Raw genomic sequence first — 19063 nt, 5'->3', positions numbered from 1 at the left:
TGGGCGAGTGTAAGGGTGCGCGGGAGGGCGCTCGGCGCCGCCTCCCGGCGGCCCGCGATGGCGCGGCGACGTGTGGAAACTCGGGTAATCTCTCCTTTACACGCGACCTTCCACCACAACAGCACACGCGGCCGAGGAGTCACCCGGATGAGCACCACCCAGAGCGAGAGGCTGCGCGGGCTGCTTGAGCCGCTCGTCGTGAGGACGGGACTGGATCTGGAAGAGGTCACGGTGACGGCCGCGGGCAAGCGGCGGCAGTTGCTGGTCGTCGTGGACTCGGACGAGGGCGTGCAGCTCGACGCGGTCGCGGCGCTGAGCCGGGAGATCTCGCAGGCGCTGGACGCCTCGGACGCGATGGGCGACGCGGAGTACGTCCTGGAGGTCACCTCGCCGGGCACCGACCGGCCGCTGACCGAGCCCCGGCACTTCCGGCGCAACAGCGGCCGGCTGGTGAAGCTCCAACTCAAGGAGCGCGGCGAGCTGATCGCGCGGATCATGACGGTGGACGACGCGGGTCTCGACCTGGAGGTCCCCGGCGTCAAGGGCCGCAAGCCCAAGGCCGCCCGCGCGGACTTCGCCGAGATCGAGAAGGCCCGCGTGGAGGTCGAGTTCAACCGCAAGAACGCGGCCGGTGACGACGTGCACGAGGACGACGGCGTACAGGACGACGCGGACGACGTCGTGCACGACGAAGACGAAGACGTACACGACGTACACGAAGACGACGAGAACGACGAGAACGACGAGGAGGCGTAGCCGTGGACATCGACATGAAGGCCCTGCGGGGTCTGGTGCAGGAGAGGCAGATCTCGTTCGACCTGCTGGTCGAGGCGATCGAGTCGGCGCTCCTCATCGCGTACCACCGCGAGCCCGGCAGCCACCGCAAGGCCCGCGTGGAGCTGGACCGCACCAGCGGACACGTGACCGTATGGGCGAAGGAGGACCCGGAGGAGGTCGCCGAGGACGCCGAGCCGCGCGAGTTCGACGACACCCCGACCGGCTTCGGCCGGATCGCCGCGTCGACCGCCAAACAGGTGATCCTCCAGCGGCTGCGCGACGCCGAGGACGACATCACCTTCGGGGAGTACGCGGGCCGCGAGGGCGACATCGTCTCCGGCCTGGTCCAGCAGGGCAAGGACCCGAAGAACGTGCTGGTCGACATCGGCAAGCTGGAGGCGATCCTGCCGGTCCAGGAGCAGGTGCCCGGCGAGGACTACCGGCACGGCACCCGGCTGCGGGCGTACGTGGTCCGGGTCGCCAAGGGCGTACGCGGCCCGTCGGTGACCCTGTCGCGGACCCACCCCAACCTGGTGAAGAAGCTCTTCGCTATGGAGGTCCCGGAGATCGCGGACGGCTCGGTGCTGATCGAGGCCATCGCCCGCGAGGCCGGACACCGTACGAAGATCGCGGTCCGCTCGACCCGCTCGGGGCTGAACGCCAAGGGCGCCTGCATCGGCCCGATGGGCGCGCGGGTACGGGCCGTGATGGCCGAGCTGAACAGCGAGAAGATCGACATCGTCGACTGGTCGGACGACCCGGCCGAGATGGTGGCGAACGCGCTGTCCCCGGCCCGCGTCTCCAAGGTCGAGGTGGTCGACGCCGGTGCCAGGTCGGCGCGGGTGACCGTGCCCGACTACCAGCTCTCGCTCGCCATCGGCAAGGAGGGGCAGAACGCCCGCCTGGCCGCCCGGCTGACCGGCTGGCGGATCGACATCCGCCCGGACACCGAGCAGCCGCAGAGCTGAGGGCCGGGCCCGGAACACGGACCGAAAGCGGTCGGCGGCGGGCGATGCATGCCCTCCGCCGACGGCGGGCAGGAAACGAACAACCGTGCGTCGGCACACTCGAAGGAGTGAGGTCGGTGCGGGGAGGTAGACTAAAGAGTGTCTGGTCGGACGCGAACCCCAGCATGCCCGGAGCGAAGTTGCATCGGCTGCCGGGAGCGTGCGGCCAAGAGCGAGCTGCTGCGTGTGGCGGTGGACGGTGACACCTGTGTTCCCGATCATCGCGGTACGCTGCCCGGTCGGGGTGCGTATCTGCACCCCGCCCTTGCCTGTCTGGACCTGGCGGTCCGCCGCCGGGCGTTCAACCGGGCCTTCAAAGGCCCGGTGACGCCCGACACCGCGGAGTTGCGCCGGTTCGTCGAGCAGGCAGCCCCGTAAGAAGTAGGAAGAACGGCACGGGTCACCGTGCGGTCAGGTACCTCGCGAGATGGAAGTAGGTCGAGATTGCGATGAGCACTCGATGAGTACGCGATGAGTACGCCCATGAAGTAGCGACGGTCCGGCGGACGATCACCCCGGACCTAAAAGGAGCGAAGTGGCTAAGGTCCGGGTATACGAACTCGCCAAGGAGATGGGAGTCGAGAGCAAGGTCGTCATGGCCAAGCTCCAAGAACTCGGCGAATTCGTCCGTTCGGCGTCCTCGACGATCGAGGCGCCGGTAGTCCGCAAGTTGACTGACGCTTTCCAGGGGCCCGGTGGCAACACCAAGTCCGCTGCGAAGCCCGCGGCGCCGCGCAAGAGCGCGCCCGCCGCCAAGCCGGCCGCGCCCACCCCGGGTGCGCCGGCCCGTCCCGCTGCCCCGGCGCCGAAGCCGGCCGCCGGCGGCCCCGTGACCCCGGCCGCGCCCGCGGCCCCGGTCGCCCCGAGCGCCGGCCCGGCCGCCGGTGCCGGTACCGCACCGACCCCCGCGGGCTCCGGCCCGCGCCCGGGTCCGAAGCCGGCCCCCGCCGCGCCCGCCCCGAAGCCCGCTCCGGCGGCTCCGGTGCCCGCGGCGGAGTTCCAGGCACCCCCGTCGGCGCCCGCGGCCCCGGCCGCGCCGCGCAGCGGTGGTGCCACCCCCGGCCCGCGCCCGGCGCGCCCGGCCCCCGCCCAGAGCGGCGGCACCGGCCAGCGCGACACCCGTGACGGCGGGGCCCGCCCCGCGCGTCCCGCCGGTCCCGGCCAGGGCGGTGCCCGCCCCGGCGGCGCCCGTCCCGCGGGCCCGCGTCCCGGCAACAACCCCTTCACGTCCGGCGGCTCCACCGGAATGCAGCGCCCCGGCGGCGCCCCGCGTCCCGGCGGCGACCGGCGTGACGACCGTCCCGCCCGCCCCGGCGGCCAGGGAGCCCCGGGCGGCATGCCGCGTCCCGGCGGCGCCCCGCGCCCCGGTGGTCAGGCCGGCGGTCCCGGCGGACAGCGTCCGTCCCCCGGCGGCATGCCCCGCCCGCAGTCCTCGGGCCCCCGCCCGAACCCCGGCATGATGCCGCAGCGGCCCGCGCCCTCCCCGGGCGGGCGTCCCGGCGGTGGCCCCGGCGGCCGTAGCGGTGGTCCCGGCGGCCGTCCCGGCGGCGGCGGTCCCGGCGCGCGTCCCGGTGGCGGCGGCGGTTTCGCCGGCCGTCCGGCGGGTCCCGGCGGCGGCGGTCGTCCCGGTGGCGGCGGTGGCGGCTTCGGCGGCCCGCGCCCCGGTGGCGGTGCTCCCGGCGGTGGCGGCGGCTTCGGTCCCCGTCCCGGCGGCTTCGGCGGGCGTCCCGGCGGTCCGGGCGGCCGTGGCGGCACGCAGGGCGCGTTCGGTCGCGGCCCCGGCGGCCGTCCGGCGCGCGGCCGTAAGAGCAAGCGTCAGCGGCGCCAGGAGTACGAGGCCATGCAGGCCCCGTCCGTGGGCGGCGTGCTGCTGCCCCGCGGCAACGGCCAGACCGTGCGCCTGTCGCGCGGTGCCTCGCTCACCGACTTCGCCGAGAAGATCAACGCCAACCCGGCGTCGCTCGTTCAGGTGATGCTCAACCTCGGTGAGATGGTCACGGCGACCCAGTCGGTCTCCGACTCCACGCTGGAACTGCTCGCCGGCGAGATGAACTACGTGCTGGAGATCGTCAGCCCGGAGGAGGAGGACCGCGAGCTGCTCGAGTCGTTCTCCATCGAGTTCGGTGAGGACGAGGGCGGCGAGGAGATGCTCGTCTCCCGCCCGCCGGTCGTGACCGTCATGGGTCACGTCGACCACGGTAAGACCAGGCTTCTCGACGCGATCCGCAAGACCAACGTGGTCGCGGGCGAGGCCGGTGGCATCACCCAGCACATCGGTGCCTACCAGGTCGCCACCGAGGTCAACGGCGAAGAGCGCGCCATCACCTTCATCGACACCCCGGGCCACGAGGCGTTCACCGCCATGCGTGCCCGCGGCGCCAAGTCCACCGACATCGCGATCCTGGTGGTCGCGGCCAACGACGGTGTGATGCCGCAGACGATCGAGGCGCTGAACCACGCCAAGGCGGCCGACGTGCCGATCGTGGTCGCGGTCAACAAGATCGACGTCGAGGGTGCCGACCCGACCAAGGTGCGCGGACAGCTCACCGAGTTCGGTCTGGTGGCCGAGGAGTACGGCGGCGACACGATGTTCGTCGACATCTCCGCGAAGCAGGGTCTCAACATCGACTCTCTGCTGGAGGCCGTGGTCCTGACCGCGGACGCCTCGCTCGACCTGCGTGCCAACCCGGAGCAGGACGCGCAGGGCATCGCGATCGAGGCGCACCTCGACCGCGGCCGCGGCGCCGTGGCGACCGTCCTGGTCCAGCGCGGCACGCTGCGGGTCGGCGACACCATGGTGGTCGGCGACGCGTACGGCCGAGTCCGCGCGATGCTCGACGACAAGGGCGAGAACGTGGAGGAGGCGACCCCGTCGACCCCCGTCCTCGTGCTCGGTCTCACCAACGTGCCCGGCGCGGGCGACAACTTCCTCGTCGTGGACGAGGACCGCACCGCCCGCCAGATCGCCGAGAAGCGGGCCGCGCGCGAGCGCAACGTCCGCTTCGCCCGCAAGGGTGTCCGGTTCTCCCTGGAGAACCTGGACGAGGCGCTCAAGGCCGGTCTGGTCCAGGAGCTCAACCTCATCATCAAGGGCGACGCGTCCGGTTCGGTGGAGGCTCTCGAGTCCTCGCTGCTCCAGCTCGACGTCGGCGACGAGGTCGACATCCGGGTCCTGCACCGCGGTGTGGGTGCGGTCACCGAGTCGGACATCGACCTGGCGACCGGCTCCGACGCCATCGTCATCGGCTTCAACGTCCGTGCGGCCGGCCGTGCCGCGCAGATGGCGGAGCGCGAGGGTGTCGACGTCCGCTACTACTCGGTGATCTACCAGGCCATCGAGGAGATCGAGGCGGCCCTCAAGGGCATGCTCAAGCCGGAGTACGAGGAGGTCGAGCTGGGCACCGCGGAGATCCGCGAGGTCTTCCGCTCCTCCAAGCTCGGCAACATCGCCGGTGTGCTGGTCCGCTCCGGCGAGGTCAAGCGCAACACCAAGGCCCGTCTGCTCCGCGACGGCAAGGTCATCGCGGAGAACCTCAACATCGACGGCCTGCGCCGCTTCAAGGACGACGTCACCGAGATTCGTGAGGGTTACGAGGGCGGTATCAACCTCGGCAACTACAACGACATCAAGATCGACGACGTCATCGCGACGTACGAGATGCGCGAGAAGCCGCGCGGCTGACGCGGCTGCCCGGCCGTGCGGTACGCCGTACGGCCGGGCGACGGTCCGGGGCCGGGGCCGGTCGGCGGGAGAAATCCCGTCGATCGGCCCCGGCCGTCGGCTGTAACGTCGTACCCATGTACGCAGGCACGCTGTGCTTCGACCTGCTCCTGGGTGACGTACGGTCCCTGAAGGAGAAGCGGTCCCTCGTCCGTCCGATCGTCGCCGAGCTGCACCGCAAATTCGCGGTGAGCGTGGCGGAGACCGGCGACCAGGACCTCTATCGCAGGGCCGAAATAGGAATCGCGGTGGTGTCGGGAGACCTCGGACACCTCAAGGACGTACTCGACCGGTGCGAACGCTGGATGATCGCCCGTCCCGAAGTGGAACTGCTGTCCGCACGGCAGCGTATCCACGGCGACGACGAGTGAGCAGAACGCCCAAGGACACAGAGAGAAGAAGACGATGACCGACACCGCGCGGGCGCGAAAGCTGGCCGACCGCATCCGGGTCGTGGTCGCGGAGACCCTGCAACGGCGGATCAAGGATCCGCGGCTGGGGTACGTGACGATCACCGATACCCGGGTCACCGGCGACCTGCGGGAGGCGACCGTCTTCTACACGGTCTACGGAGACGACGAGGAGCGGGCGGCCTCCGCCGCGGCCCTGGAGAGCGCCAAGGGTGTGCTGCGCTCCGAGGTCGGACGGCAGACCGGGGTGCGGTTCACCCCGAGCCTGGCCTTCGTCGCCGACGCCCTGCCCGACAACGCCAAGACCATCGACGACCTGCTCGCCAAGGCCCGCGCGGCCGACGAGGAGGTCCGCAAGTCCGCCACCGACGCGCAGTACGCGGGCGAGGCGGACCCGTACCGCAAGCCGTCCGACGACGAGCTGGACGACGACGACCTCGACGTCCCGGCCGCCGCCGACCCGGACACCCGGCCCGACTCCGAGGGCGGTCCGGCAAGCGCATGACACATACCGGCTCTGAGCGACCGGAGGCGAGCCGGGCGCGGAAGGGGGCCCCGTCCGGGCTTGTCGTCGTCGACAAGCCCGGCGGGCTCACCTCGCACGGGGTGGTGTCGCGGATGCGGCGGCTGGCGGGGACCCGGCGGGTCGGGCACGCGGGCACGCTGGACCCGATGGCGACCGGGGTGCTGATCCTCGGCGTCGAGAAGGCCACCCGGCTGCTCGGCCACCTCGCGCTCACCGAGAAGGAGTACGTCGCCACGATCCGGCTCGGCCGGACGACGGTGACGGACGACGCCGAGGGCGAGATCACCGCCGTCGCCGACGCCACCGGGGTCACCAGGGAGAGCGTCGACGCCGGGATCGCCGCGCTGACCGGCCCGATCCAGCAGGTCCCCTCCAAGGTCAGCGCGATCAAGGTGAACGGCGTGCGGTCGTACACCCGGGTCAGGGAGGGCGAGGAGTTCGAACTGGCCGCCCGGCCGGTGACGGTCCACTCCTTCACCGTCCGGGACATGCGGCGGGTCGACGAGCCCGAGGACGCCGTCGGCGCCGTCGACCTCGACGTGACCGTCGTCTGCTCCTCCGGCACCTACATCCGGGCCCTCGCCCGCGACCTGGGCGCAGGGCTCGGCGTCGGCGGCCACCTGACCGCGCTGCGCCGCACCCGCGTCGGCCCGTACGGGCTGGACACCGCGCGCACGCTGGAGCAGTTGGAGGAGTCCTGCACGGTCGTGCCGATCGAGCAGGCGGCCGACGCGGCCTTCCCGCGCTGGGACGTGGACGCCGACCAGGCCCGGCTGCTGGCCAACGGCGTCCGCATCAAGGCCCCGGCGCTGCCCGACGGGCCGACCGCCGTCTTCGGCCCCGACGGCCGCTTCCTGGCCCTGGTGGAGGAGAAGGACGGCCAGGTGAAGATCGTGGCGGTCTTCCCGGAATAGCCGTCCGTCCCCCCTGCGCCCGTGCCCGGCCCGGTGTGACCGGGCCGGGCTCTGGACACCGTGGAGCGCGGCCGTCTGTCCCCTGAGCGGCCCCGCTCCACGATCCCCCTCGGTCCCCCCTCACGTCTCCCTATCCATCCGGAACCCGGAAATCACCCCAATGGGCGGGCGCTCGGAGTGAAGCGAGGGAGCACAGGGGGGCGCTTTTCCTCCGCGATCTAGGCGGGAGATCATCGGGCACCTACCGTCGAAGCGGGACGAAACGGGGCGCGGCGGTGGGGGAGGTGCCCGATGGCGGTACGCGGGGCCGACGTGGACGACGCGTTGGTGCGGGTCTGTGACCTGGCGGGACGGCCACGCGGGACGGGTTTCCTCGCGGACGCCGACGGCACGATGGTGACCAGTCACGAGGCGGTCGACGGGCTCGCCCGGCTGGTGCTGCACGCGCCGGGGGACCAGGTGTGCCTGGTCGAGGCGGAAGCGATCACCGTACTGCCCGAAGCCGGGCTCGCGCTGGTCGCCACCGAGGGGCTGAATCTGCCGCCGCTGCCGATCGCGCCCCGCGGCCCGGCCCACCCCGAGCGACGGGTACGGCTGAAGGTCCCGCAGTGGACCGACGGCGTCGTCCTCGGCACCGCGTCCGTCACGTACACCGCCACCGACCGCTTCCACCTGCTGGAGGAGGTCTACGAACTGGGCCTCGGCGCCACCGACATGAGCCGGGTCGCGCCCCAGTCCTCCGGCGCGCCGCTGATCGACGCGGCGACCGGCGCGGTACTCGCCGTCGCGGTCACCGCGCTGCACGCGGGACACCGGGCGGCCGGTTTCGCCGTACCGCTGCGGGCCGGGCCCGGCACGCCGGAACCGCTGGCCGCGCTGCTGGCCAGGAACGCGGCGACGGTGCCCGCCTACGGTCCGCACCTCAACCTCGCGGGCGCGCTCCAGCTCACGGGTACGTCGGTCGGCTCCGCGGCCGGGCCCGGCCAGTGGCGGGAGCCGGTCGCCAGGCCCGAAGTCGCCGACGCGCTACGGGACTTCCTAGCGCCGCGGGGCGAGACCGCGCCGCTGGTGCTCGGCCTGGTCGGCGACCCCGGCAGCGGGCGCAGCACCGAACTGGCCGCGCTGGCGGCCCGCCGGGCGCGCGGCGCGGAACCCGCGCCGACCGTCTGGCTGCGCGGCGCCGAACTGCGGCCGGGCGACGGCGGGATCAAGGACGCCGTCGAACGCTCGCTGCGGACCGCCGCCCGGATCGTGTGCGCCGCCGCCGGGCGCGGCGGCGCTGTGGGCGGCGCCCCGCCGTTCGCCTCGCCCGACGCCGTCGCGGCGCTCGCGCGGGCCGCGGGACGGCCGCTGCTCGTCCTGCTCGACGCGCCCGAGGAGATGCCCCCGGTCCTCGCGCACGCGCTCGCCGACTGGACGGCGGGCACGGCGAGTTGGCTGCGCGCGGGCGGGGTGCGGCTGATCGTCGGCTGCCGCCCGGAGTTCTGGGAACAGGCCGGGTCGCTGCTGCCCGCGGGAATGGCGTACGCGCCGCCGCCCGCCCCGTACGTCGCCGTCCGCGCGCTGCCGCCCTGCCTGCGGCTCGGCGACCTGACCGACGTCCAGGCGGTCCGCGCGCGGACCCGCCACGGCCTGGCGCCGGACGCCCTGCGGCCCGCCGACGCCGCGCACCCGCTGGCGCTGCGCCTGCTCTCCGAGATCCAGGCGTCGCTGCCCGGCGGCACCGCCACGGACGGCGCCGCGCCGACCCGCGCCGAGATCTTCGCCGCCCACCTGGACCTGGTGTGCCTGCGGATCGCGGTCCGGCTGGCCGCGAGCGCCGAGCGGCCGGTACGCGGCAACGGCGTACGGCGGCTGGCCACGCGGGTGGCCGGGCAGGTGCACGAGGCGGCGCGGCGCTGTCTGGGGCCGGGGCAGGGGGAGTTGGACCGCGAGTCCTTCGAAGACCTCTTCCCGTGGCGTACGGGGTGGGCGTCCGCCGTCCTCACCGAGGGGCTGCTGGTGCCCGCGGGCGCCGGATACCGCTTCGCGCACGAGGAGGTCGCCGACTGGCTCCAGGGCCTCCACCTCGACCTGGACGCGGCCCTGCACGCCCTGGTCCACCGCTGGTTCGCGGCACCGGCGGGCGGCACGGAGGCGCCGGTACGGCTGCCGCAGCGGCCCGCCGCCGTCCACGCGGGCGAGCCGCCCGTCCCGCCCGCCCCGGCCGTCGCCCCGCCCTCGGGGCCGCGCTCCCTCCCCGTCCCGCGCCACCGCCTCGGCCCGGTCCTCCAGGCCATGCTCGCCACCGACCCCGACACCCTGACCCGCCATCTGCGCCACCTCATCCACCGCCTCGACCACCAGGCCATCGCCCCCACCCGCCATGTCAGCGCCCCGGACCCGGACCCGGCCGCGCCGCCGCGCCGCCCGGCCCCCGTGCGCCGACCCGCGTGGGACGCCTGCACGGACGCCTATCTCGACACCGAGACGGTCCCGAACCCCCGCTCCCGTCGGCGCCCCCGCCCGACACCCGCGGGTCCGTGCCAGGGAGGCGGGGGCGGCGGAGGCGAGGGGGTGCCGGACGGGGGTACGGGCGGGGGCGTTGGCGGCGGGCCGGTGGGGTTGCTCGCCGGGCGTGCGGGAGCGCCGGGCGGGGGAGCGGGCGTGGTGCCCGCTGGCGGTGCGGGAGGCGGTGCGGGGGTGCCGGGCGGCGGTCCTGCGGGGTGGTCGGTGGCGTGCGGCGGGTGGCCGAGTGGCGGCGGCGGTACGGGCGGGGCCGGGGCTGGTGTCGGCGGGCAGCGGGCCTCCGGCGGCGGTCCTGCGACGGTCGGTTCGGGGCAGCGGCTGGACGGCGGAGACAGCGCGCCGGGTCGGGGGCCGTGCGGGGGGCCGGACGAGGGCGGGGGCGCGGCCACCGGGGGTGCGCCGTGGGGCCACTCCTCGTGCGAAGGCGGAGGACCGTCGTACGCGAGCGGGCCGCGGGCCCGGCGCGGTGACGGGGTGTCGGCGCGGCGGGGGGATGCCGTGTGGTGGGCCGCGCATCTGGTGGCGGAGGTGCTGACGCGGCTCGGGGACGCGCGGAACTACCGGGGCGTGCTGCGGCTGTTGGCCGAACGGGTCGCGGTGCGGTCGGTGGAGCGCGGAGGGTTCACGCCCGAAGGGCTCGGCGGGCTGGGCGAGTTCGGCCCGGCGTTCTGGCGGCGGGTGCCGTTGCCGCTGGGGGAACGGCTCGAACTGCTGCGGCTGCTGCTGCCCGCCGACCGGCCGCCCGTACCCGGTGAACCGGCCGACCCCGAGACCCGCTTCCTGCCCGCCGTCGCGGAGCTGCTGCGGGAGGCGCCGGCCGAGGCCCTGGCGGCGGTGTGCGGGTGGTTCGACGACGACCGGCCGCTCCAGACGGCGCCGGGCGCGGACGGCCCCCGGCTGACCGTCGCGTCCGCCGCGCAGGCGCTGCTGCACACCCACCGGCGGCTCGCCGTGGACGAGTTGACCGAGGCGCTGGTGGCCGCAGGGCACCCCGGCGCCGACGAAGTGCTCGCCGCGCTCGCCGAGGACGAGCCGTCCGCCGTGTGCAGGGCCGTCGACCGGTGGGCGCACGACCCGCGCCCCGACCGCCATGTCGCGGCAGCCTCGTACGGCCGCCGCGCCGCCGCGTTCGTACGCTCGGAGGCCGACCGGGAACTGCTGCGGTACGCGGCCCTCGCGATCCTGGCCCGCCCCGGCGACTGCACCCTGCACGGCGCCGCGCTCGGCCTGCTGGTACGGGATTCGGTGACACGTTCCCGCCATCTCGACGCGGCGCTGCGGCACTTCGCGGCGGGCGATCCCCATCTGCCCGCGGGCGCACTGGCGGCAGCCCTCGGCACGCACCCCGAACCCGTACTCGCCGCCTTCCAGACCCGGCTGCGCGCCCCCTACCCGGACGGGGGAGCCGCCGAGGTGCTGGACGAACTGGCCGGGGTCACCTCGCCCGCCCTCGCCCGGCGCGCCGCCGCCCTGGCCCAGGACCATCTGCTGCACCACCCGGACGGCGCGGCCGACGTGGCCCGCTTCCTGGACCGGCGGCTGGAACAGGGCCCCGGCGTCCGGGCCGTCCTGCTGCCGCTGGCCGCCGCGCTCATGACCGACCACCCGCCGGACGTCCGCCGCGCACTCCTCCCGGTTTTCGCCGCCCCCGGCACCCACCTGTCCCGGCCGCTGCGCCAGGAACTCCTCGACATGGCGCTCGCGGCGGAACGCGACCCCGGCGTCCTGGACGCCCTGCTCGCCGCCGCGGCGGACGGCTGCCACCGCAGGCCGACCGTCCTCACCCGCGACCTGGTCCACCGCGTCGGCCTGCTCCTCGGCCGTACGCCGGAGGGCGCCGCGCAGTTCGACCGCCGGGTCGTCGAACTGGCCGCTTCCTGGCCCGACTTCGGCCGCCTGGTGCGCGAATGGCTCAAGACGGGCGGCACATGGGACGCGGTGATCGGCCCGAGCGCGAGACGCCGCCTGGAGGCGGCGGCCTGACGGGACCGGCCGGGGATCTCCGTGGCGGCCACCTCGGATCGTCGGCCCATGACCGCCCGTGACCCTCTGGCGTTGGTGGGGGACAGCCCGTCAGCCCGTCAGCGCGTCAACTGCCCGGTGACCGGCCGCTGTCAGGGCGGCCGGAAACCGCCGTTTCGAGGGTAGGCGGTCACCTATGAGGCGTTCCTCACGTCACGTTGGTGGATGGGGAAGGTCTCCAGGGTGAAGGGACGTTGTAGTCGAGGAGGCGCGTCCGCCGCGGGCCACGAGCCCGGCGGTGCACGCGTACCCGGGCGGCAGCCGCGGAAGGAGCGCAGATGCGCGTCGACGCTGAAGAGCTGGCAGTGGTGCCCTTGGAATCACCCTTGGCCCACGAGGCCGCGCTGGCCGGGGCCAAGGCGGCGAATCTGGCCCGGGCGGCGGCGCGGGGGCTGCCGGTGCTCCCCGGCTTCGCCCTCGTCCCGGCCGCCCGCGCGCCCGGTGCCCCGGCCGGGACGGCGGCTCTGCGCCGCGCCTGGCAGGAGCTGGGCGGACCGGACGGCGCCGCGCTGGTGGTCCGTTCCTCCTCCGCGCACGAGGACACCGCCGAGTCGTCCATGGCGGGCCGCTTCGAGTCCGTCCTCGACGTACGCGGCTGGGACGCCTTCACCGACGCGGTGCGGGCGGTGCTGGACTCCGCCGCGCGCGTGCCGTCGCCGCCCTGGCCGTCCGCGGAGGACATCTCTGGAACTGGACCCGGAGCCGGACCCGGAGCCGGACCCGGAGCCGGACCCGGAGCCGGATTAGGAAGCGCGCCAGGACAGGGGCCCGGTCCTGGGCCAGGACCGGACGCCGACGACGCGGCCGAACCCGCAGTCCTCCCCGGAGACATGGCCGTCCTGGTCCAGCCCATGCTGCGGGCCGCCGCGGGCGGCGTCATGTTCGGCGCGGACCCCGTCGAGGGCCGCTACGACCGCGTCCTGATCAGCGCGGTCCCCGGCGGCCCCGACCGCCTCGTGGACGGCAGCACGCAGGGCGTCCGCTACCAACTGACCCGCCGCGGACGGCTGTTGCGCACCGAACCCGCGCCCTCGGGGCACGGCCGGGTGATCCGGCTGCTCGCACGGCCGCTGCCCGGCCGTCGGGAGCGGCGGCCGGAGCCGGGGACCGTCACCGCGCGGGAGCGGCAGCCGCTCACCCGGCGGCAGTTGGTCCGGCTCGTGCGGCTGGCCCGGCGCGCCGAGCGCGTGTACGGCGGGCCGCAGGACACCGAGTTCGGCTTCGCGGACGACGGGCGGCTGTGGCTGTTCCAGGCGCGGCCGATCACCGCGATGGCGGCCCGACCGCCGCGCGGGGCACGGCTGTTGGGGCCGGGACCGGTGAGCGAGACGCTGCCCGGTGTGCTCCAGCCGCTGGAGGAGGACCTGTGGCTGGCGCCGATGGCGCACGGGCTGACGCTGGCCCTGGACATCGCGGGCGCCGCGTCCCGGCGGCGGCTGCGCAAGCTGCCGGTGGCCCGTACCGTCGAGGGCCGCGCCGCCGCTGACCTGCGGCTGCTCGGCGTGACACCGCCCGCGCACCCGGTGCTGCACTTCATCAACCCGGCCCCCGGCGCCCGCCGCGCCGCCGCGGCCTGGCGGGTCGGACGGCTGCGCGGCGCGCTGCCGCTGCTCGCGCAGGACCTGATGGCCGACGTCGACCGGCAGCTGCACGACTTCAGAGCGCCCCGGAAGATGCTCAGCGGCGAGCTGCTGAACGCTGTCTCCTGGGGACGCAACGCCCTGTCCGCCCTGCACGCCCAGGAGTCCCTGGCGGGCGCGCTGCTGGACACCGGCACCGGTACGGGCGGCGGTACGGGTGCCGCCGCGAGCGCCGGCGCGGGCGGCGGGACGACGGCGGCGGGCGAGGCGCTGGCCGTACTGGCCGAGGGCCGCGGCCGGGGCGCCACCGACGCGGAGCTGATCGCCCACCACCCCGTCCTGCTCACCCTGCTGCCGCCCACCCTCGGCGAGCACGGCCCGCTGCCCGAGCACGTCGGCTGGAACGGAGTCCCGCGCGGTGTCGGCTTCCTGAGCGTCCGTGAGGGGCTGCGGCTGCGCATCCGCTGGGTGCAGGAGATGCAGGCCGCGATGGTCCGCGAGATCGGCACCCGGATGGACGCGTACTGCCTGGTCGGCGAGCGGCGCAAGATCGCGCTGCTGCGCTGGGACGAACTGCTGGGCGTCGGCGCGGGCCGCGGCCGTCCGGCCGACCTGGCCGAGCGCACCCCGCGCCCCGAGACCCCGCCGCTGCCCGCCGCCTTCCGGCTCGCCGACGGCGCACCGCAGGCGGTGAGCCTGGCCCGCGGCCGTACCGGTCGGGGACAGGGCGAGGGCCAGGGCGCGGGCGGCGGTCAGGGCGCGGGGACCGCCTGGGACGGCGCGGGCGTACGGCCGCCGGACGCCGTGCTCGTCGTCCGCTCGCTCGACCCGGCGCTCGCGCCGCTGCTGCCGGGCCTGTCGGGCCTGGTCGCCGAGACCGGCAGCGTCCTGTCGCACCTGGCGGTGCTGGCCCGCGAGTACCACGTGCCGACCGTCGTGGGCGTCACCGACGCCGTCGGCCGGTTCGCCCCCGGCTCCGGGCTCGCCGTGGACGGCGGTACGGGGGCGGTGGAGCGGACGGGCGGCGGTACGGGGGCGGCGGAGTCCACGGGCGGCGCGTCCGACGCACCGGGCGCGGAGCCGGACGGGTCCGACGACGCCCCCGCCCCCAGGGACGGGCGCGCCGCGCTCGAGGCGCGGGACGAACCGCGCAAGGGGGCCGTCGCGTGAAGTACGTCAGCTACCTCTTCGGCGGCCTGTCCACCCTCGCCGCGGGCATCTACCTGGTGATCTACCTCTACCGCTGGGAGTGGCAGCGCGCCGTTATCTGCGGGGTGCTGCTCCTCGCCGTCCAGGGCTTCCTCGTCTGCGTGATCCTGCTCGGCCGGATGGGCCGTCTGGAACGGCGGCTGAGCGACGCGGACGCCCGGATGGAGGAAGTACGGCAGCGCCTCGAACACGCCAGGGAGACCTCCGCGCACCCCTTCCGCTGGCTCGGCAACGGCAATGGCAACGGCAACGGCGGTGCGAGCGGCGGCGGTTACGGGGACAGCCGCGACGGCGTCGACGGCGGCAACCGTACGTTCGTCTTCGTACCGATCCTCATGGTCACCGGCGCCGCGCTGTCCGGTGTCGCCTGGGTGATCCAGCGGATCGCGGCGGTCACCGCGCGGCCGGGCGCGGAACGGCGGCTCGCGGGCCGCCTCGCGCCGCTCGCCGCCCCCTCGGGCGGCGTGCACGGCGTCATCACCCAACTGGAGGACAACCCGGCGGTGCCGCCCGCGCGCCGACTGCGCCCGCTGCTGACCGGATTCGGCGCGGCCGCCGGGGTCGTGCTGCTGGTCTACCTCGTCTATGTGCTGTCGGAGGCCACCGAGACCCGCGAGGAGTCCAGGCCCGACGCGGCGGCAAGCACCGTGGTCTTCCGGATCGACGTGCACGGCACCGACGACGCCAGGGCGCGTGAACTGGCCGCCCGCGACCTGTGGGAGGGCTGCCGCCGCTCCACCTCCTCGCTCAACCCCGACGCCAGCCTCGGGCGGCTCGCCGACGGCGTCTTCGCGGGGGTCATCCGGCCCGCGCTCAGTCCGCACGACATGATGCGGCTGCGCGGCTGCCTCTCGGACGCGAGCGTGAACCGGGCCCACGCCAAGGTCCTGGGCACGGGACAGGCGGGAGTCCCGCACTGACCCGCCCTCGGCGCGCCCCCGGCAGGGGGCCCGCGTACCGGATTCGGGCACTGGCCCCGGAAGCAGCGGCTAGCCTGACGGGACGGCCGCTGCCCTCGGGGAGGGACGGCGGCACCTGTCCCCAGGTTTCCGCTCCCCAGGTGGTGAACCCCGCTTGTCCGAATCGGCCGCTCTCCCGATCCCGGTCCCTGCCCCGACGTCGTTACGGCGGCCCGTACGCGATCCCGTACGCGATTCCGTACGTGATTCCGTCCGCGGCCCGGCGCGCGGTCCCGGAACCGACCACGAACCCGATCCCGCGGGCGACTTCGGGCCCGGCTCCCTACCGCCCGCCGCCCCCGGCGCCCGGATCTGGGCGCGGCGGGTGACGAAAGTGCTGCTCGGCTGTCTGCTCGGCTACGGCGTGCTGTGGGCCGCCTCCGCGGGCGGCATGCTCGCGGTCTCCGCGTGGGCGCGGCACGGCGCCTCGGCCGGTTCCGGCGAGCGGACGGCGGGCATCAACCACTTCCTGGCCGTCGACCCGCACGTGTGGCGCGGGTCCGCGCCGACCGCCGCGGGCTACCGGGCGTTGGCCGACCGGGGCATCCGTACCGTCGTCGACCTCAGGGCGGAGGATCTGGCGCCCGCGGAACTGGCCCTGCCTTCCGCCGCGGGACTGCACGCCGTCCGGCTGCCGATCCGCGACGGCCAGACCCCCACGGAGCGGCAGGTCGACACGTTCCTGCGGATCGTGAGGACCTCGCAGGGACCGGTCTTCGTGCACTGCGGCGCGGGCGTCGGCCGTACGGGCTCGATGGCCGCCGCGTATCTGGTCCGCACCGGACAGGCCGACAGGCGCCAGGCCGCGCTGCGCACCCTCGCGGTCGGCCCGCCCTCCATCGAGCAGGTCTATTACGTGCTCAACGTGTCGCGCGACGACACCGACCAGCCGCCGCTGCTCGTCCAGGGCGTGAGCCGGTTCCTGGACGCGCCGCGCCGCATCATGGCCTCGCTGTAGACCGCGCCGGCCGCGGACCGGGCCAGGCGTGCGCCGCGCTCGCCGCGGACCGTGCCCGCGCCCGCTCCGCCGGAGCCGTCGCGGAACCGATAAAGTCACGCCCGTGTCGGAGGTCGGCGAGCGGGCGGGATGTCGCGGTCCACATCACATTCGAACGGGCGCCGCAGGTGGGAAGGGCCGACGCCGTACGCGCGGACCGTGCCGATGGGCACGGCATCGCGGCGGCATGGCAGGCTTGGACCCGCAGGACAAGACAACACGGTCAGTGATTCGGCGAAGAAGCGGAGCGTCAAGGTGCAGCGCTGGCGGGGCTTGGACGACGTTCCCGGTGACTGGGGACGCAGCGTCGTCACCATCGGCTCGTACGACGGCGTCCACCGCGGTCACCAGCTCATCATGGGCCGCGCCGTGGAGCGCGCCCGTGAACTGGGGCTGCCCTCGGTCGTCGTGACCTTCGACCCGCACCCCAGCGAAGTCGTACGGCCCGGCAGCCACCCGCCGCTGCTGTCCGCCCACCACCGGCGCGCCGAACTGGTCGCGGACCTCGGCGTGGACGCGCTGCTGATCATCCCCTTCACCAGCGAGTTCTCGAAGCTGACGCCGAGCGAATTCGTCAAGACCGTGCTGGTCGAGGGGCTGCACGCCAAGCACGTGGTCGAGGGCCCCAACTTCCGCTTCGGGCACAAGGCGGCGGGCGACGTCGAATTCCTCTCCGCGCTCGGGCTGAAGTACGACTACGAGCTGGAGGTCGTCGACCTCTTCGTGCGCGGTGAGGCGGGCGGCGGCGAGCCGTTCTCCTCCACCCTGACCCGGCGGCTGGTCGGCGAGGGCGACGTCGAGGGCGCCGCCGAGATCCTGGGCCGCCCGCACCGCGTCGAGGGCGTCGTCGTCCGGGGCGCGCAGCGCGGACGCGAACTGGGCTACCCCACCGCCAACGTCGAGACCCTGCCGCACACCGCCATCCCCGCCGACGGGGTCTACGCGGGCTGGCTGCACGTCGACGGCGAGGCCATGCCCGCCGCGATCTCGGTCGGCACCAACCCGACCTTCGACGGCACCGCGCGCACGGTCGAGGCGTACGCGATCGACCGCGTCGGCCTCGACCTGTACGGGCTGCACGTGGCGGTGGACTTCCTCGCCTATCTGCGCGGGATGGAGAAGTTCGACACCATCGACGCGCTGCTGGAGCGGATGGCCGACGACGTGAAGCGGGCCAGGGACCTGGTGGACGCCGCCGACTCGGCCGCCGCCACGCCCCCGCCCACGTCCGCGCCGACCGAGCCGTCGCCCGCCGCCGAATAGCCTCGGGCCAGGCCGTTCCACAGCCGCTCTGTCAGTGGTCGCTGCCAGACTTGGCGCATGTCCGAGCAGTACGTACCGTTCTTCGCGGGCTGAGCCTGCACGGCCTCGTACGGCACCTCGCGGGCATCGAGCGGTGGTGGATACGCCAGCACTTCGCGGGCGAGGACCTGCCGATGCTCAACTACTCGGACGAGGACCCCGACCAGGGCTTCGACCGGCTCGACGGGGACGTGGAGGCGGCCTTCGCGGCCTGGCGGGTCGAGCGCAACCGGGCCAGGACCATCGTCGCCGAGGCGCCCTCGCATACGCCCGGCACAACGGGCACGCCGACCTGCTCAGGGAGCGGATCGACGGCGCGACGGGCCTGTGAGACAGCCACCTGACAGCGTTCGGGCGGGAGCGCGGGGGAGCGCGGGTCAGCGCCGGGCCTCAGGTGGGGCGGATCAGCCGGGTCTCGTAGGCGAAGACGACGGCCTGCACACGGTCGCGCAGCTCCAACTTGACCAGAATCCGGCTCAGATGGGTCTTCACCGTCGCCTCCGCCAGGTGCAGCGTGCCCGCGATCTCCGTGTTGGACAGGCCGCGGCCGACCTCCACCAGCACCTCCCGCTCGCGGGCGGTCAGCCGGTTCAGCCGCCCGTCGCCCTCGGAGCCGCCGGACGCCGAGGGGAGCTGGTGCGCGAAGTTCTCCAGCAGGCGGCGCGTGATGCGCGGTGCCACCACCGCGTCGCCCGCGGCCACCGAGCGGATGGCGCCCAGCAGTTCCTCGGGCAGCGCGTTCTTCAGCAGGAAGCCGGACGCGCCCGCCTTCAGCCCGGCGAAGGCGTATTCGTCCAGGTCGAAGGTGGTCAGGATCAGCACCTTGGAATCCGGGCAGCGCCGTACGATCCGCGTGGTGGCCTCGATGCCGTCCGTGCCGGGCATCCGGACGTCCATCAGCACCACGTCGGGCCGCAGCGACTCCGTGAGCCGTACCGCCTCCGCGCCGTCGCCCGCCTCGCCGACCGGCCGCATGTCGGACTGCGCGTCCAGCACCATCGTGAACGCCATCCGCAGCAACGGCTCGTCGTCCACGAGCAGCACCCTGATCACCCGCCCGCCCCCGTCCTCGTCGGCTCCGCTGTCGTCGGCTCCGCGCCCGTCGTTTTCGCTCCCGCCGGGCGCGGGCTC

At 74.7% G+C, this 19063-nt stretch carries 14 protein-coding genes; 13 read left to right on the top strand and 1 reads right to left on the bottom strand.

Features of this window, described 5'->3' with window-relative positions; genetic code table 11:
* The first annotated feature begins 147 nt into the window (after positions 1-147).
* The 13 genes from rimP (at position 148) to ACFY9V_RS13540 (ending at position 18276) form a co-directional block, all read left to right on the top strand.
* Positions 148-756 carry a ribosome maturation factor RimP gene (gene rimP, locus ACFY9V_RS13600; protein ID WP_391161417.1) on the top strand — a complete coding sequence of 203 codons (609 nt, stop codon included), beginning with the start codon at positions 148-150 and terminating at the stop codon, positions 754-756.
* A gap of 2 nt (positions 757-758) precedes the next feature.
* On the top strand, positions 759-1745 hold the full coding sequence (nusA, locus tag ACFY9V_RS13595; protein ID WP_188279440.1) for a transcription termination factor NusA: 987 nt from the start codon (positions 759-761) through the stop codon (positions 1743-1745).
* A gap of 138 nt (positions 1746-1883) precedes the next feature.
* On the top strand, positions 1884-2162 hold the full coding sequence (locus ACFY9V_RS13590) for a YlxR family protein (protein WP_355350310.1): 279 nt from the start codon (positions 1884-1886) through the stop codon (positions 2160-2162).
* Between the two features lie 157 nt (positions 2163-2319).
* Positions 2320-5466 (top strand): translation initiation factor IF-2, encoded by a 3147-nt coding sequence (gene infB / locus ACFY9V_RS13585; RefSeq protein WP_366823806.1) that lies wholly within the window; start codon positions 2320-2322, stop codon positions 5464-5466.
* Positions 5467-5582: 116 nt separating this feature from the next.
* Positions 5583-5876: a DUF503 domain-containing protein gene (locus ACFY9V_RS13580; RefSeq protein ID WP_355349778.1), complete on the top strand. Its 294-nt coding sequence runs from the start codon at positions 5583-5585 to the stop codon at positions 5874-5876.
* A gap of 34 nt (positions 5877-5910) precedes the next feature.
* Entirely contained in the window at positions 5911-6420 is a 510-nt protein-coding gene (gene rbfA / locus ACFY9V_RS13575; protein ID WP_391050311.1) for a 30S ribosome-binding factor RbfA, read from the top strand.
* Positions 6417-7355 carry a tRNA pseudouridine(55) synthase TruB gene (gene truB, locus ACFY9V_RS13570; RefSeq protein WP_391161416.1) on the top strand — a complete coding sequence of 313 codons (939 nt, stop codon included), beginning with the start codon at positions 6417-6419 and terminating at the stop codon, positions 7353-7355. The genes rbfA and truB overlap by 4 nt, the downstream gene beginning before the upstream one ends.
* Positions 7356-7646: 291 nt before the next feature.
* Entirely contained in the window at positions 7647-11846 is a 4200-nt protein-coding gene (locus ACFY9V_RS13565; protein ID WP_391161415.1) for a serine protease, read from the top strand.
* Positions 11847-12163: 317 nt separating this feature from the next.
* Entirely contained in the window at positions 12164-14635 is a 2472-nt protein-coding gene (locus tag ACFY9V_RS13560; RefSeq protein WP_391161414.1) for a PEP/pyruvate-binding domain-containing protein, read from the top strand.
* A complete protein-coding gene (locus tag ACFY9V_RS13555; RefSeq protein ID WP_391161413.1) occupies positions 14632-15594 on the top strand; it encodes a hypothetical protein in 963 nt (320 codons plus the stop codon). Before ACFY9V_RS13560 ends, ACFY9V_RS13555 begins: the two co-directional genes overlap by 4 nt.
* A 364-nt stretch (positions 15595-15958) precedes the next feature.
* A complete protein-coding gene (locus ACFY9V_RS13550; RefSeq protein ID WP_391161412.1) occupies positions 15959-16591 on the top strand; it encodes a dual specificity protein phosphatase family protein in 633 nt (210 codons plus the stop codon).
* A 294-nt stretch (positions 16592-16885) separates the two neighbouring features.
* Positions 16886-17893 (top strand): bifunctional riboflavin kinase/FAD synthetase, encoded by a 1008-nt coding sequence (locus ACFY9V_RS13545; protein WP_391161411.1) that lies wholly within the window; start codon positions 16886-16888, stop codon positions 17891-17893.
* Positions 17894-17943: 50 nt separating this feature from the next.
* Complete coding sequence (locus ACFY9V_RS13540) at positions 17944-18276, top strand: DUF664 domain-containing protein (RefSeq protein ID WP_391161410.1); 333 nt, start codon at positions 17944-17946, stop codon at positions 18274-18276.
* 46 nt (positions 18277-18322) lie between these two features.
* Here ACFY9V_RS13540 and ACFY9V_RS13535 read toward each other — a convergent pair whose 3' ends face one another.
* Positions 18323-18943: a response regulator gene (locus tag ACFY9V_RS13535; RefSeq protein ID WP_391161731.1), complete on the bottom strand. Its 621-nt coding sequence runs from the start codon at positions 18941-18943 to the stop codon at positions 18323-18325.
* Between the last annotated feature and the right edge of the window lie 120 nt (positions 18944-19063).

The sequence above is a fragment of the Streptomyces sp. NPDC008317 genome (assembly GCF_042955955.1).
GTDB lineage: Bacteria > Actinomycetota > Actinomycetes > Streptomycetales > Streptomycetaceae > Actinacidiphila.
This window is presented reverse-complemented; position numbering and strand designations above follow the sequence as displayed.